This window comes from Sporosarcina sp. FSL W8-0480 (assembly GCF_037963765.1).
GTDB lineage: Bacteria > Bacillota > Bacilli > Bacillales_A > Planococcaceae > Sporosarcina.
Window position 1 is genome coordinate 1,797,103 of sequence record NZ_CP150166.1, and the last position, 14,762, is coordinate 1,811,864.

Annotated in this window: 11 protein-coding genes and 1 other annotated feature (1 of these 12 running past the window's edge); all 11 genes read left to right on the top strand. The window is 43.7% G+C overall.

All coding sequences use genetic code 11. The features are described 5' to 3' along the window. Positions 1-188 (top strand) — a binding site (T-box leader) (it extends 26 nt beyond the left edge of the window). A gap of 214 nt (positions 189-402) precedes the next feature. Beyond that, positions 403-3,165, top strand: coding sequence for an isoleucine--tRNA ligase (gene ileS / locus NSQ43_RS09395; RefSeq protein WP_339249581.1), 2,763 nt, complete (start codon positions 403-405; stop codon positions 3,163-3,165). 130 nt (positions 3,166-3,295) lie between these two features. After that, positions 3,296-3,772: a signal peptidase II gene (gene lspA, locus NSQ43_RS09400; RefSeq protein ID WP_339249583.1), complete on the top strand. Its 477-nt coding sequence runs from the start codon at positions 3,296-3,298 to the stop codon at positions 3,770-3,772. Continuing rightward, on the top strand, positions 3,772-4,686 hold the full coding sequence (locus NSQ43_RS09405) for an RluA family pseudouridine synthase (RefSeq protein WP_339249585.1): 915 nt from the start codon (positions 3,772-3,774) through the stop codon (positions 4,684-4,686). The genes lspA and NSQ43_RS09405 overlap by 1 nt, the downstream gene beginning before the upstream one ends. A gap of 231 nt (positions 4,687-4,917) precedes the next feature. Then, entirely contained in the window at positions 4,918-5,460 is a 543-nt protein-coding gene (pyrR, locus tag NSQ43_RS09410) for a bifunctional pyr operon transcriptional regulator/uracil phosphoribosyltransferase PyrR (protein ID WP_339249587.1), read from the top strand. A 32-nt stretch (positions 5,461-5,492) separates the two neighbouring features. After that, positions 5,493-6,785: a solute carrier family 23 protein gene (locus NSQ43_RS09415; protein ID WP_339249589.1), complete on the top strand. Its 1,293-nt coding sequence runs from the start codon at positions 5,493-5,495 to the stop codon at positions 6,783-6,785. Positions 6,786-6,937: 152 nt separating this feature from the next. Further along, positions 6,938-7,852, top strand: coding sequence for an aspartate carbamoyltransferase catalytic subunit (locus NSQ43_RS09420; RefSeq protein WP_339249591.1), 915 nt, complete (start codon positions 6,938-6,940; stop codon positions 7,850-7,852). Continuing rightward, the gene (locus NSQ43_RS09425) at positions 7,819-9,117 is read left to right on the top strand and encodes a dihydroorotase (protein WP_339249593.1); all 1,299 of its coding nucleotides are present in this window, start codon (positions 7,819-7,821) and stop codon (positions 9,115-9,117) included. The genes NSQ43_RS09420 and NSQ43_RS09425 overlap by 34 nt, the downstream gene beginning before the upstream one ends. Before the next feature lie 56 nt (positions 9,118-9,173). Next, on the top strand, positions 9,174-12,371 hold the full coding sequence (gene carB, locus NSQ43_RS09430) for a carbamoyl-phosphate synthase large subunit (RefSeq protein ID WP_339249595.1): 3,198 nt from the start codon (positions 9,174-9,176) through the stop codon (positions 12,369-12,371). Then, complete coding sequence (locus tag NSQ43_RS09435) at positions 12,368-13,144, top strand: dihydroorotate dehydrogenase electron transfer subunit (protein WP_339249596.1); 777 nt, start codon at positions 12,368-12,370, stop codon at positions 13,142-13,144. Before carB ends, NSQ43_RS09435 begins: the two co-directional genes overlap by 4 nt. Then, the gene (locus NSQ43_RS09440; protein ID WP_339249598.1) at positions 13,141-14,055 is read left to right on the top strand and encodes a dihydroorotate dehydrogenase; all 915 of its coding nucleotides are present in this window, start codon (positions 13,141-13,143) and stop codon (positions 14,053-14,055) included. Before NSQ43_RS09435 ends, NSQ43_RS09440 begins: the two co-directional genes overlap by 4 nt. After that, a complete protein-coding gene (gene pyrF, locus NSQ43_RS09445; RefSeq protein WP_339249600.1) occupies positions 14,052-14,762 on the top strand; it encodes an orotidine-5'-phosphate decarboxylase in 711 nt (236 codons plus the stop codon). The genes NSQ43_RS09440 and pyrF overlap by 4 nt, the downstream gene beginning before the upstream one ends.

The following is a 14,762-nucleotide window of genomic DNA, read 5'->3' on the forward strand; positions in this document are numbered from 1 at the left end:
TTCCGTATACACGAGTAGCGAGCCGGGGATGGTGGAAGCCTGGTCGATGAACGGAAACGAAAATCACTCCTGAGCTGGATTGACCAAAACCAATCCCGGATGCACCCCGTTATGGTGTTCTGAGAGGCAGTATGTTTTTTTATGCTGCAACTAGGGTGGTAACGCGAGAACAATACCTCGTCCCTTTTTTAGGGACGGGGTTTTTTATTTTTATCCCCTAATATTTATAGTAGTTTCCGTTGATTGGAGCGAAGGGCGGCGACTCCAGCGGGAATAGCATGAGCTGAAGACCCCGCAACGAAGCGTAGCGTAGTGAGGAGGCTGAAGCCATGCCCGCGGAAAGCGTCCGCCCGTAGCGGAAATCAACATTTACCAAGAACTATTTTCCAAGGAGGAAGTTAAATGGATTACAAAGACACATTGCTAATGCCGAAAACGGAATTTCCAATGCGCGGAAATTTACCAAATAAAGAACCGCAACTTCAAGAAAAATGGGAAGAGATGGACATCTATCAAAAAGTCCAGGAACGGACCAAAGGACGTCCCTTCTTCGTACTTCACGACGGACCACCATACGCAAACGGTGACCTCCACATGGGTCATGCTCTAAACAAAGTACTAAAAGACATGATCGTCCGTCACAAGTCAATGACAGGCTTCCATGCTCCATACGTACCAGGCTGGGACACTCACGGTCTTCCAATCGAGCAAGCACTCGTAAACAAAGGAGTAAACCGCAAAGAGCACTCAGTAGCAGAATTCCGTAGAATGTGCGAAGAGTATGCTTATAGCCAAATCGACAACCAACGCACACAATTCAAACGTATCGGTGTTCGTGGTAACTGGGATAACCCATATATCACATTGAAACCAGAATTTGAATCTCGCCAAATTGAAGTTTTCGGAGAAATGGCGAAAAAAGGCTATATCTACAAAGGACTGAAGCCAGTTTACTGGTCACCTTCAAGTGAATCAGCACTTGCCGAAGCAGAAATTGAATACAAAGATAAAAAATCACCATCCATCTATGTCGCTTTCCCGATCAAAGACGGATTAGGGGTAGTGGAAGAAGACGTCCGTATTATCATCTGGACTACAACTCCTTGGACGATTCCTGCAAACCTTGGAATTTCAGTTCATCCGGAATTCAATTACGCAATTGTAGAAGTGGATGGAAATAAATATCTATTGGCGAAAGACCTTCTTGAATTCGTTGCCAAAGAAATTGGCTGGGAATCTTACGAAGTTGTACGCGAATTGAAAGGATCTGATTTAGAGCGGGTAATCGCTAAACATCCATTCTACGATCGTGACTCCCTTGTAATGCTTGGTGAGCATGTAACAGCGGAGGCTGGTACAGGATGTGTCCATACGGCACCTGGTCACGGTGAGGATGACTTCTATGTCTCCAAACAATATGGAATCGATGCATTATCTCCTGTCAATGACAGAGGGGTTATGACGGAAGAAGCACCTGGATTTGAAGGATTGTTTTATGAAGATGCGAATAAAGAGGTAACGAAGAAGTTGGATGAAGAAGGGGCACTTTTGAAGCTTTCATTCATCACACACTCATATCCGCATGATTGGCGTACTAAGAAACCAGTCATTTACCGTGCCACAGCCCAGTGGTTTGCATCTATCAATTCCTTCCGTAACGAATTGCTTGATGCAATCCGTAATACAAAATTCACGCCATCTTGGGGTGAAACTCGCCTTTACAACATGGTCCGTGACCGTGGAGATTGGTGTATTTCCCGTCAACGTGTATGGGGAGTTCCTATTCCGGTATTCTATGCAGAAAACGGGGAAGCCATCATTACTGACGAAACCATTTCCTACGTATCCCGCCTATTCCGTGAACATGGTTCAAACATTTGGTTTGAGCGCGATGCAAAAGATCTACTTCCTGAAGGATATGAGCACCCGGGTAGCCCGAACGGTCAATTTACGAAAGAGACGGACATCATGGACGTTTGGTTCGATTCGGGTTCTACCCATCAAGGAGTGCTTGTAGAGAGGGACGATCTTGTCTATCCTGCAGACCTGTATCTTGAAGGAAGCGACCAATACCGTGGCTGGTTCAACTCTTCTTTGACAACAAGTGTTGCGATCAATGGAATCGCGCCTTATAAAGGCTTGTTAAGTCATGGATTCACATTGGATGGAGAAGGGCGTAAAATGAGTAAATCACTTGGAAACGTAATCGTGCCAGCGAAAGTGATGAACCAATTAGGTGCCGATATTCTTCGTCTATGGGTATCATCCGTAGATTATACGGCAGATGTCCGTGTATCCGATTCAAACTTTAAGCAAGTATCGGAGGTATACCGTAAAATCCGTAATACTCTTCGTTTCCTACACGGGAATGTGTCCGACTTTAATCCATCAACTGATCGAGTAGATTTTGTTGATATGCGTCCGATTGACCAATACGTCTATGTGAAGCTTCAAGATTTAGTCAAGGAAGTATTAAAATCATATGAAAACTACGAGTTTGCTGGCGTTTACCACGCAGTTAATAATTTCTGTACAGGTGACTTAAGCTCATTCTATTTAGATATCGCTAAAGATGTTGTGTATATCGAAGGTGCAGACCATCCACATCGTCGTGCGATGCAAACGGTTATGTATGATTCCTTACTTGCACTATTGAAGCTATTGACTCCAATCATCCCTCATACAACGGATGAACTATGGGCATTCCTTGAGCATGTCGATGAGGAAAGCGTCCAATTGACTGACATGCCGCAAGCAGAAGAACTTGGTGAACATGCTTCTACGCTACGCGATCGATTTGCTAAATTGATGCTCGTACGTGATGATGTATTGAAAGCACTTGAAGAAGCTCGAAATGCTAAAGTAATTGGTAAATCCCTTGAGGCAAAAGTGACTGTCGCATTGCCAGAAAAATTGGCTGGAGTATTTGCGGCAGAAGATATCGATTTTGCTCAGTTCTTTATCGTTTCACAATTCGTTGAAGGCAAAGTAGAAGATATGCCTGCTGATGCACTTAAACTTGATGCTGCAACTGTTCTTGTTGAAAAAGCGGATGGTGAAAAGTGTGAACGTTGCTGGACGATCTCTGAAACGGTCGGTGACGATGCGGAACAGCCAGAACTATGTTCCCGTTGTGCAGATGTTGTGAAGAAATACTATTCATAAGAAATTTGGTTAAGGCTGTTTGTAACAGTGGCTGAATGCCATCGTTATAATCAGCCTTTTCTTTGTTTGTATGATATAAGTGTTTTTATGGTAAAATGAAACGGAAACTGTCGGACGGGGGTTTTTGGGTATGTTAATTTATTATGGGATTGCAATTATTTTAATACTGTTAGACCAGCTCACAAAATGGCTTGTAGTACAAAATATGACGTTGGGTGAAAGAATTCCTATCTTGGATCCTTATCTTGCCCTCCTCTCACACCGCAACAAAGGAGCGGCGTGGGGAATGCTTGAAGGACAAATGTGGTTATTTTACGTTGTCACAATACTTGTCGTAGCAGGGATTATCTATTTTTTTCACAAAGAAAGCAAAGGCCAACCTTTACTCAGTGTAAGCTTGATGTTTTTATTAGGTGGGGCGCTTGGCAACTTCATCGATCGGTTATGGCGTAAAGAAGTTGTCGATTTCGTCGATGTACTCATCCCGGTCATCGATTATGATTTTCCTATTTTTAACGTTGCAGACGCGGCATTAACTGTAGGGGTAGTGCTCATGATCATTCACGTGTTTTTAGATGAAAAAAAGAATAAGAAAAAGGTGTCATAATGGAACCGATTGAAATTGTAATTACAGATGAAATAGAAAAAGGCCGAATCGATAAAGTGTTATCAACTTATAATCCAGATTGGTCTCGCACACAGATTCAGCAATGGGTTAAAGATGGTGCGGTTTTAGTGAACGAAGAACAGGTGAAAGCGAATTATAAGGTGAAAACCGGAGATATTATCGAAGTGATTGAGCCTGAGTTAGAAGAGTTAGATATTGTTGCTGAAGATCTTGACTTGGAGATTGTTTATGAAGACAGCGATGTCCTTGTAGTCAATAAACCTCGTGGGATGGTCGTTCATCCTGCGCCGGGTCACAGCACTGGAACGCTTGTTAACGGATTGATGCACCAGGTGAACGATTTATCAGGGATTAATGGAGTTATGCGCCCTGGTATCGTCCATCGAATCGATAAGGATACTTCGGGTTTGCTCATGGTTGCTAAAAATGACCAAGCACATGTGTCTCTTGTCAATCAGCTTGTTAATAAATCTGTTACTCGTGTCTATACGGCACTTGTGCATGGCCATATCCCTCATGATCAGGGGACGATTGATGCGCCAATCGGAAGAGATCCTAAAGATCGTCAAAGTATGACGATAATCGATAAGGGAAAGCATGCGGTAACTCACTTTAAAGTACTGGAGCGTTTCGGTAACTTCACATTAGTCGAGTGTAGGCTGGAAACAGGTAGGACTCATCAAATCCGTGTGCATATGAAGTATATTGGGCATCCACTTGCGGGGGACCCGAAATATGGTCCTAAGAAGACTATCGACTTCAATGGGCAGGTATTACACGCGGGTACAATAGGCTTCAAACACCCTCGTACTGAGGAATATTTAGAGTTTACACAGCCGTTACCGGAAGACTTCCAAAACTTGATTGAAAAAATGCGTAACGAAAAACGTTGACAATATAAATTTATGAGTCTATACTAAACATGAAATTGAATAGCGATACCTTTAAAGACAGTCCAGAGAGGCTGGGAAGGTTGCACGGAAAGTATTTATGAATAGCTGCGCGCTGTTCTTAAATACGCTTATTTCTGCACGTACACCTTCCGCCATACAGGCAGGGAGGTTTTTTTATGCGGAATTTGGGAGTGCGACAAAGCGGTAGATTAAAACCAAGGAGGAATTTTCATGACGGAAAAAGCAATCATTCTTGACGAACAGGCAATATCAAGAGCAGTAACAAGAATCGCCTACGAAATCATCGAAAAAAATAAAGGAATCGACGAATGCATTCTTGTCGGCATCAAAACAAGAGGAGCAGTCCTTGCGAAACGTCTTGCGGAAAGGATCAAGCAAATTGAAGGCAGACCGATTTTGACAGGTGAATTGGACATTACGCTGTATAGAGATGACCTTCAACATAAGCATGGAAATCATGAACCACTTGTCCACCAAGTCGACATTGAACACGATGTGACAGAAAAGAAAGTAATTCTTGTTGACGATGTTCTTTACACAGGAAGAACTGTAAGAGCAGCAATGGATGCAGTCATCGACTTAGGTAGACCTGCGGCAATTCAACTGGCAGTCCTTGTTGACAGGGGCCACCGCGAATTACCAATCCGGCCGGATTTTGTCGGTAAAAACATTCCGACTTCAAATGAGGAAAGGGTAGTCGTCAATGTAGTTGAAGAAGATGGTGCAGACGGCGTTTCGATTCATACAAGATAAAGAAAAATCCAGATGGGAACAGGTGAGAAATGATGAATGATAATAATGTATTAGACGTACATGATAAACCGGATGCCGGTAGATGGCTTGCACTCAGTTTACAGCATATGTTTGCTATGTTTGGAGCAACAATCCTTGTTCCACAATTAGTCGGATTAAGCCCGGCAATTGCTTTACTGACAAGTGGGATTGCGACAATTGTCTTCGTCCTTGTCACGCGATTCAAAGTTCCTGCATACTTAGGTTCATCATTCGCTTTCATTGCGCCAATTATCGCAGCTACAGAATCAGGAGGCATCGGAAGCGCAATGATCGGAAGCATGTTCGTTGCTCTCGTGTATGCAATCGTATCGTTGTTAATCTGGACGACTGGATCCGGGTGGATCATGGAATTTCTTCCTCCAGTCGTAGTCGGACCGGTAATCATGGTAATCGGATTGGCGTTGGCACCAACAGCGGTCAGCATGGCGAGTACAATCCAAGTAGACGGCGAAGCGCAGTACAATCTCCTTCATTTCTCGGCAGCAATAGTTACTTTGGCAGCGGCGATCATCTGCCTCATGTTCTTTAGAGGGGTGGTCAGCCTCATGCCTGTCCTGATTGGAATAGTTGTAGGCTACATATACTCAGCGGCAATCGGAATTTTGGACTTCACTAAAGTGCATGAAGCCGATTGGTTTGCAATACCGGAATTCCTTATTCCTGGAATCGATTATGACTTTGTCGTTACACCGACACTGCTTGCAATTATGGTTCCGATATCAATCGTAACAATTTCAGAGCATATCGGTCACCAACTTGTATTAGGTCGCGTTGTAAATAAAGATTTTATCAAAGACCCTGGTTTGAACAGATCCTTACTTGGAGACGGTTTAGGAACACTATTGAGTGGATTTCTTGGAGGTCCACCGAAAACGACGTACGGCGAAAACATCGGAGTTATGGCAATCACCCGCGTATATAGCATCTACGTCATCATAGGAGCGGCAGTATTCGCGATTTTGTTCTCTTTCATCGGCAAGCTAATGGCAATCATCGCAACAATTCCAACTGCTGTGCTTGGTGGAATATCAATCCTGTTGTTCGGGATCATTGCGGCTTCGGGTCTAAGGATGCTTGTCGATCATAAAGTCGATTTCGGACAGCAACGAAATCTCGTTATTGCTTCAGTCATTTTAGTTATCGGAATTGGTGGTGCATCCATTCATTTCAGTGAAACATTCCAAGTTGGAGGAATGGCGCTTGCTGCGATCGTCGGAGTGTTCCTTAACATGATTTTGCCTAACAGAACAAAAGATAGTTTGGCTGATAGTGCAACAGAATAGAAAGACCTTTTAAAATTGTACTGAGAGACAAGGAAAGGTCCAGTAGACTGATGGTCATTCAACAAGGATGACGATTGTTCAGTCATGCCCACTGGCCTTTCCGTTAAATGGAAAGGCCATTTTTATATCCTAAACGGAAGGGGATTTTCTCAATGAAAAACCTATTATCTATGAAAGATCTATCAATCGACGAAATTTCAGCAATATTGGATCGTGCCGCGATGTTAAAAAGGTATGGAATCCGTGCATTGCCTCAAAAATATTTGGTTAGCAATCTATTCTTTGAGCCAAGCACACGGACAAAAATGAGTTTTGAAGTGGCGGAACGGAAATTGGGTCTTGAAACAATCCCCTTTGAAGCAGGTTCTTCAAGCGCAGTAAAGGGAGAAACGTTATACGACACTCTTCGCACACTTGAAGAAATCGGATTGGATGCAGTCGTCATCAGACATCCTGAAGAGCGCTATTATGAGGATTTGGTTGGAAAAATGAATATGGCAATTATCAATGGTGGTGATGGCTCAGGCCAACATCCAACACAATCACTTCTTGACTTGTTCACGATAAAAGAAACGCTCGGCGGTTTCAAAGGGCTCAATGTGCTCATAGCAGGCGACATTTCTCATAGTCGAGTAGCAAAGTCGAATGCAGATGCTCTTATTAAGCTTGGTGCAAATGTGAAATTCCTATGCCCTCCGGAGTGGGCGGGAGATTTTCCATACGTGAGTGACTGGGAAGAAGTGATCTACACAAGTGATGTCGTCATGCTTCTTAGAGTTCAGCATGAAAGACATGATGGTAAAATGAGATTCACAAAGGAAGAGTACCACGAGAAATACGGATTGACGATCGAGCGTGAAAGGGAAATGAAACCTGGATCGATCATCATGCATCCTGCTCCGGTTAACCGAGATGTTGAAATTGCGGGAAGCCTTGTAGAATGCAGTCGATCAATGATTTACAAGCAAGTTGAAAATGGTGTCTATATACGCGCAGCAATCCTGGAAACGATTTTACAAAAGGAGGAATTGGCATGGGAAAGATCATCAAAAGTGCATATGTTTTGAGCGACGAAGGTGAAAAGGTTTTAGTCGATGTCCGAATTGATGGGGATCGAATTGCTGAAATTGGTACAGATTTGAATATTGGAGATTCCGAAGTGATTGACGCCAACGGCCTGTTGCTTGCGCCAGGTTTCATCGATGTCCATGTTCATTTACGTGAACCAGGGGGCGAACATAAAGAGACAATTGAAACGGGAACACTTGCAGCAGCAAAAGGTGGCTATACGACAATTTGTGCGATGCCGAATACACGACCGGTTCCTGATACAAAAGAAAACTTGTCTTTAGTCAATCGACTAATCGCAGATAAAGCACATATACGTGTTCTCCCATATGCTTCTATTACGATTCGTGAAGCTGGAAAAGAACGGACAAATTTAAAAGAACTAAAAGAAAACGGTGCATTCGCCTTTACTGATGACGGTGTAGGCATCCAACAAGCAGGAATGATGTTTGAAGCGATGAAGGACGCGGCTGAAATCGGAATGGCAATCGTCGCGCATTGCGAAGACAATACATTAATCTACGGTGGAGCAATGCATGAAGGGAAACGGAATAAGGAATTAGGCCTTCCGGGTATCCCTTCCGTAGCTGAATCAGTCCATATCGCCCGCGATATTCTTCTTGCTGAAGCGGCAGGCGCCCACTACCATGTTTGCCACGTAAGTACGAAAGAATCCGTACGGGTAATCCGTGATGCAAAGAAAGCAGGAGTTCATGTAACAGCTGAAGTTAGCCCGCATCATCTGATTTTATCGGAAGATGATATCCCTAATGACGACGCTGATTGGAAAATGAACCCACCACTTCGTGGAGTAGAAGATTTGCATGCATTACAAGAGGGGTTGATGGACGGTACACTCGATTTTATCGCAACCGACCATGCACCGCATACTGCGGAAGAGAAAAGCGCTGGTTTTGCAAAAGCACCTTTCGGAATTACAGGATTTGAAACAGCTTTCCCGCTTCTTTACACGAAATTTGTGAAAGAAGGAAAGTGGAAGTTGAAGCAATTGATCGACTGGATGACGATTAAGCCCGCTGATGTATTTGGTCTACCATACGGGAAAATTGAAGTAGGTGCGCAAGCGGATCTTGTACTTCTTGATTTGAATAAAGAACAGACAATCGACCGGAACACATTTTTATCCAAAGGGAAAAATACACCTTTTGATGGATGGACTTGTTCTGGCTGGCCTGTAAAAACAATCTACAGCGGCGAAATCGTCTGGCAAGATGAAAAAGTACTACAAAGAAACAATAAATAATCTTGTTCCATAATTTGTGTATCAACTAAATGCAAGCAACGGAGAGGGGAAGTACAATGCCAAAACGCCAAGATATTGAAACGATTCTAGTGATTGGATCCGGACCGATCATCATCGGTCAGGCGGCCGAATTTGACTACGCAGGGACACAAGCCTGCCTTTCTTTAAAGGAAGAAGGATACCGGGTCATCCTCATCAACTCGAACCCGGCAACAATCATGACGGATACAGAAATTGCGGACAAAGTTTACATCGAACCGTTAACACTCGATTTCGTAAGCCGTATTATCCATAAAGAAAAACCAGATGCCCTTCTTCCGACATTAGGTGGTCAAACGGCATTAAATATGGCTATTGAACTTCAAGAATCAGGAATTTTAAATGAATATGAAATTGAAATCATCGGAACAGATCTCGAAGCAATACATAAAGCAGAAGATCGCGACCTCTTCCGTTCATTAATGAAAGAATTAGGGGAGCCCGTCCCGGAAAGCGAAATTATCCACAATTTAGAGGAAGCTTTTGCATTCGTAGAAAAGATTGGCTACCCGGTTATCGTCCGACCAGCCTTCACGCTTGGCGGAACCGGGGGAGGGATTTGTTCTAACGAGAAGGAACTTATTGAAACTGTTTCAAGCGGATTGAAATATAGTCCAGTTACCCAATGTCTACTTGAAAAATCGATTGCTGGTCTCAAAGAAATCGAATACGAAGTAATGAGGGATTCCGCAGATAATGCAATTGTCGTTTGCAATATGGAGAACGTTGATGCAGTCGGTATTCACACGGGCGACTCCATCGTTGCTGCTCCTTGCCAGACGCTTACAGACTATGAAAATGAAATGCTTAAAAATGTTTCTTTGAAAATTGTTAGAGCTTTGAAGATTAAGGGCGGCTGCAATGTTCAACTGGCACTTGATTCAGAAACATTATCCTACTATATCATTGAAGTGAATCCTCGGGTGAGCCGTTCATCTGCATTGGCTTCGAAAGCCACAGGCTATCCGATTGCTAAAATGGCTGCGAAAATTGCAATCGGCCTAACGTTTGAGGAAATGGAAAATCCGATTACTGGTAAAGGGAATGCATTATTCGAACCGACGATTAACTATATCGTTACGAAAATCCCGAGATGGCCATTCGATAAATTTGAATCCGCAAAGCGTAATCTTGGAACGCAAATGAAAGCGACAGGCGAAGTGATGGCTATCGGAAGCACATTCGAGGAATCCATTTTGAAAGCAATCCGATCCCTTGAAACTGGACAATTCGGATTAACATTAAAAGGTGCAGAAAAGTTGTCGGATGAATGGATCGAAAAGCGAATCCGGGTTGCTGGGGATGAAAGACTTTTCTTCATCGGAGAAGCCCTACGCAGAGGCGTTTCAGTGGAAACCCTGAAAGAATGGAGTCAAATTGATGTATTCTTCCTCCGAAAATTCGAAAGGATCGTTCAATTTGAGCGTGAGTTGGCGTCTAACCCTTACAACCTTGAAAAACTCGCTGAAGCTAAACGGATGGGCTATTCGGATGTAACACTCGCACAACTTTGGAATGAAAATGAGTTATCCATCTATAAATTGAGAAAAGAAAATGGGGTCGTTCCTGTCTATAAAAAAGTGGATACAAGCACGGATGAATATGAATCCACTGCCTCTTACTTTTATGGGACGTATGGGGAAGAAAATGAATCCGTCAGAACTGAAAAGAAAAGTGTAATCGTCCTTGGCTCAGGACCGATTCGGATCGGTCAAGGTGTGGAATTTGACTACGCAACTGTCCATTCGATTTGGGCGATCCAGCAAGCTGGTTATGAAGCAATCGTTATTAATAACAATCCAGAGACCGTTTCGACCGATTCCACAATCTCGGATAAATTGTACTTCGAACCTTTGACGATTGAGGACGTCATGCATATCATCGACTTGGAACAACCTGAAGGAGTTGTTGTCCAATTCGGCGGGCAAACGGCAATCAATTTGGCAGCCGGACTTGAAGAACGTGGTGTTAAGATACTTGGAACAACACTTGAAGATATCGATCGTGCGGAAAACAGGGATAAATTCGAGCGTGCATTGCATGAAATCGGGATTCCGCAACCTCTTGGGAAAACAGCAGTTTCAGTCCATGAGGCTGTAGCCATTGCCAAGGAAATCGGCTTTCCAGTTCTCGTTAGACCGTCGTACGTCTTAGGAGGACGCGCAATGGAGATTGTCTATCAAGAAATTGATCTACTTCATTATATGGAACATGCAGTTGAGGCAAGTCCCGAACACCCTGTATTGATCGACCGCTATTTAACAGGAACAGAAATCGAAGTGGATGCAATTTGTGACGGAGAAAATGTCTTGATACCTGGCATTATGGAACATATCGAACGGGCGGGCGTTCATTCTGGCGACTCGATAGCGGTTTATCCCCCACAAAACCTGTCAACCGAAATGGTTAAAACAATTACAGAGTATACGGAGCGACTCGCGATTAATTTGAAGATCAAAGGATTGCTTAATATCCAATTTGTCATCTCAGATGGTCAAGTATATGTCATAGAAGTGAATCCTCGGTCGAGCCGAACGGTTCCATTCTTAAGCAAGATTACGAGCATCCCAATGGCGAATGTTGCAACAAAAGCGATTTTGGGCCAGTCGATCACTGAACAAGGATTTGCAACAGGACTTGCAGCGGTACCTGTAGGAGTCTATGTGAAAGTTCCGGTGTTTTCATTCGCGAAACTTCGACGTGTCGATACGACGTTAGGGCCAGAGATGAAATCGACGGGCGAAGTCATGGGGAAGGATCTAACACTGGAGAAAGCTTTATATAAAGGGCTTGTCGCAGCAGGAATGACGATTAAAGATTATGGAACTGTTCTGTTAACTGTGTCTGATAAAGACAAGGAAGAAGTCGTAGGCTTAGCAAGACGCTTTACGAATATCGGATACCGTATTCTTGCGACAGCTGGGACGGCAAATGCATTGACGAGTGCTGGTATAGAGGTGGAGACTGTCAGCAAAATCGGCTCAGATGCACCGAATCTTATTGATGTCATTCAAAAAGGCGATGTTCAACTCGTCATCAACACATTGACGAAAGGGAAACTACCTGAAAGAGATGGTTTCCGTATCCGACGTGAATCAGTCGAAAACGGCATTCCATGCTTCACATCAATTGATACGGCGGAAGCGATGCTTCGGGTAATCGAATCAATGACGTTTTATACAGATAAAATGCAGAAACAGCAGGTGATATTATGATCATCCAGGAGCGGATGAAAGTGACGGGACAAAGAAAAATTGCAAAGAATATATTTGAAATGAAATTGGCCGGCAAGCTGGTGGGGGAAATCAATTCCCCTGGCCAGTTTGTCCATATACGGGTATCGGACTCATTCGAACCGTTATTAAGAAGACCGATTTCAATTGCTTCTGTAGATGCTGCTAACAACGAAATGACAATCATCTATCGCGCTGAAGGTAGGGGCACACAACAGCTCTCCATGAAAAAGGATGGCGAGGAAGTAGATGTGCTTGGTCCGTTAGGCAATGGGTTTCCGGTAGATGCAACTTCATCTGGTGAGACCGCGATTTTGATTGGCGGAGGGATCGGTGTACCTCCTTTATATGAGCTATCTAAACAATTGACTGCGAACGGTGTGAAATGCATTCATATATTGGGTTTTCAAACATCAGATGTTTCCTTTTACGAAGAAGAGTTCACAAGATTGGGCGAAACATATATCGCAACAGTTGACGGAACGAAGGGAACTGAAGGGTTTGTTACTAATGTTATGAAGAAAATCGGCGACGGATTTTCGACTTATTATAGCTGCGGCCCAATGCCGATGTTGAATGCTGTACAAACAGCTTATGAAGGCAAAAAAGGCTTCCTTTCATTCGAACAACGGATGGGTTGCGGAATAGGTGCTTGCTTCGCATGTGTTTGTCAAACTACTGAAGAAATAGAGAAACCTTATGTCAAAGTATGTTCAGATGGACCAGTGTTTTTAGCGGGGGTGGTGTCGATATGAATAGATTGGCAGTGGAATTGCCGGGCTTACAATTGAAAAATCCAATCATGCCGGCCTCGGGCTGTTTCGGATTCGGTAAGGAATATGGGAATTTGTATGACCTATCGCTGTTAGGTGCAATCATGATCAAAGCAACGACACTTGAAACGCGGTTCGGCAATCCGACTCCACGCGTAGCAGAAACAGCTTCCGGCATGTTGAATGCGATTGGTTTGCAAAATCCTGGATTGCAAGGCGTCATGGAAAATGAATTGCCTTGGTTGGAACAGTTCGATGTTCCGATTATTGCAAACGTGGCAGGAACAGAAACAGGCGATTATGTAGAAGTGGCGAAAACAATTTCAACCGCCCCGAATGTGAAAGCATTGGAATTGAATATATCTTGCCCGAATGTAAAATGCGGAGGCATCACTTTTGGTACAGATCCACAGCAAGCTCATGATCTGACGGCTGCAGTTAAGGAAGTTTCCGAGGTTCCTGTGTACGTAAAACTTTCCCCTAACGTGACCGATATTAAGGAAATCGCGGAAGCAGTTGAAGCAGGAGGTGCAGATGGGATTACGATGATCAACACACTTATCGGCATGCGGCTCGACCAAAAGACTGGTCGTCCGATCATTGCGAATATTACAGGTGGTTTATCTGGACCTGCTGTTAAGCCGGTCGCAATCAAGATGGTATATGAAGTGAGTCAAGTTGTTTCGATTCCGATTATCGGAATGGGCGGCGTTGTTGAAACAGCTGATGTCATCGATTTCCTTTCGGCAGGTGCAAGTGCTGTAGCTGTTGGTACAGCGAACTTTGTAGACCCATTCATATGCCCGAAAATCATTGAAGAGCTACCCGCGAAATTAGACGAACTTGGTGTTGATCATATTTCAGAGCTTGTAGGAAGGAGTCATCGATTATGAAAACATCCCCGATAATTGCATTGGATTTTGATTCGTCCAACAAGGTTTTCGATTTTTTAAAGTCATTCGAAGGCGGTATTAATGTAAAAGTTGGTATGCAGCTATACTATAAAGAAGGACCTGTAATTGTGGCGAAGTTGAAAGAACTTGGATATGATGTGTTCCTTGACTTGAAATTGCATGATATCCCGAATACTGTCATGTCGGCAATGGAAGTGTTGGCAAGTTTAGGCGCGGACATGGTGAATGTCCATGCGGCAGGAGGGAAAAGCATGATGGAGGCTGCACTTGAAGGTCTTGATAAAGGAACTGCTTCAGGAAAGAAACGCCCATCCATTATCGGTGTTACTCAACTTACTTCGACTGATGAGCAGCAAGTTCGAAATGAACAACTTATCCAAGCTTCACTTCAGGAATCCGTCCTTCATTATGCGAAGCTTACGAAGGACGCGGGACTGGATGGGGTCGTTTGCTCCGTTCATGAAGCGGCGATCATTTCAGAAGTTTGCGGACCTGAATTCTTGAAGGTTACTCCTGGAATCCGTATGTTAGGCGGCGACGTCCAAGATCAGAAACGAATTGCTACGCCACAAGAAGCGAGAAAAGAAGGATCGACTCATATCGTAGTCGGAAGAGCGATTACAAGCTCAGCGGATCCACGCGTGGCTTACGAGGAAATTAACGAATTGTGGAAAGGGATGGAGTAA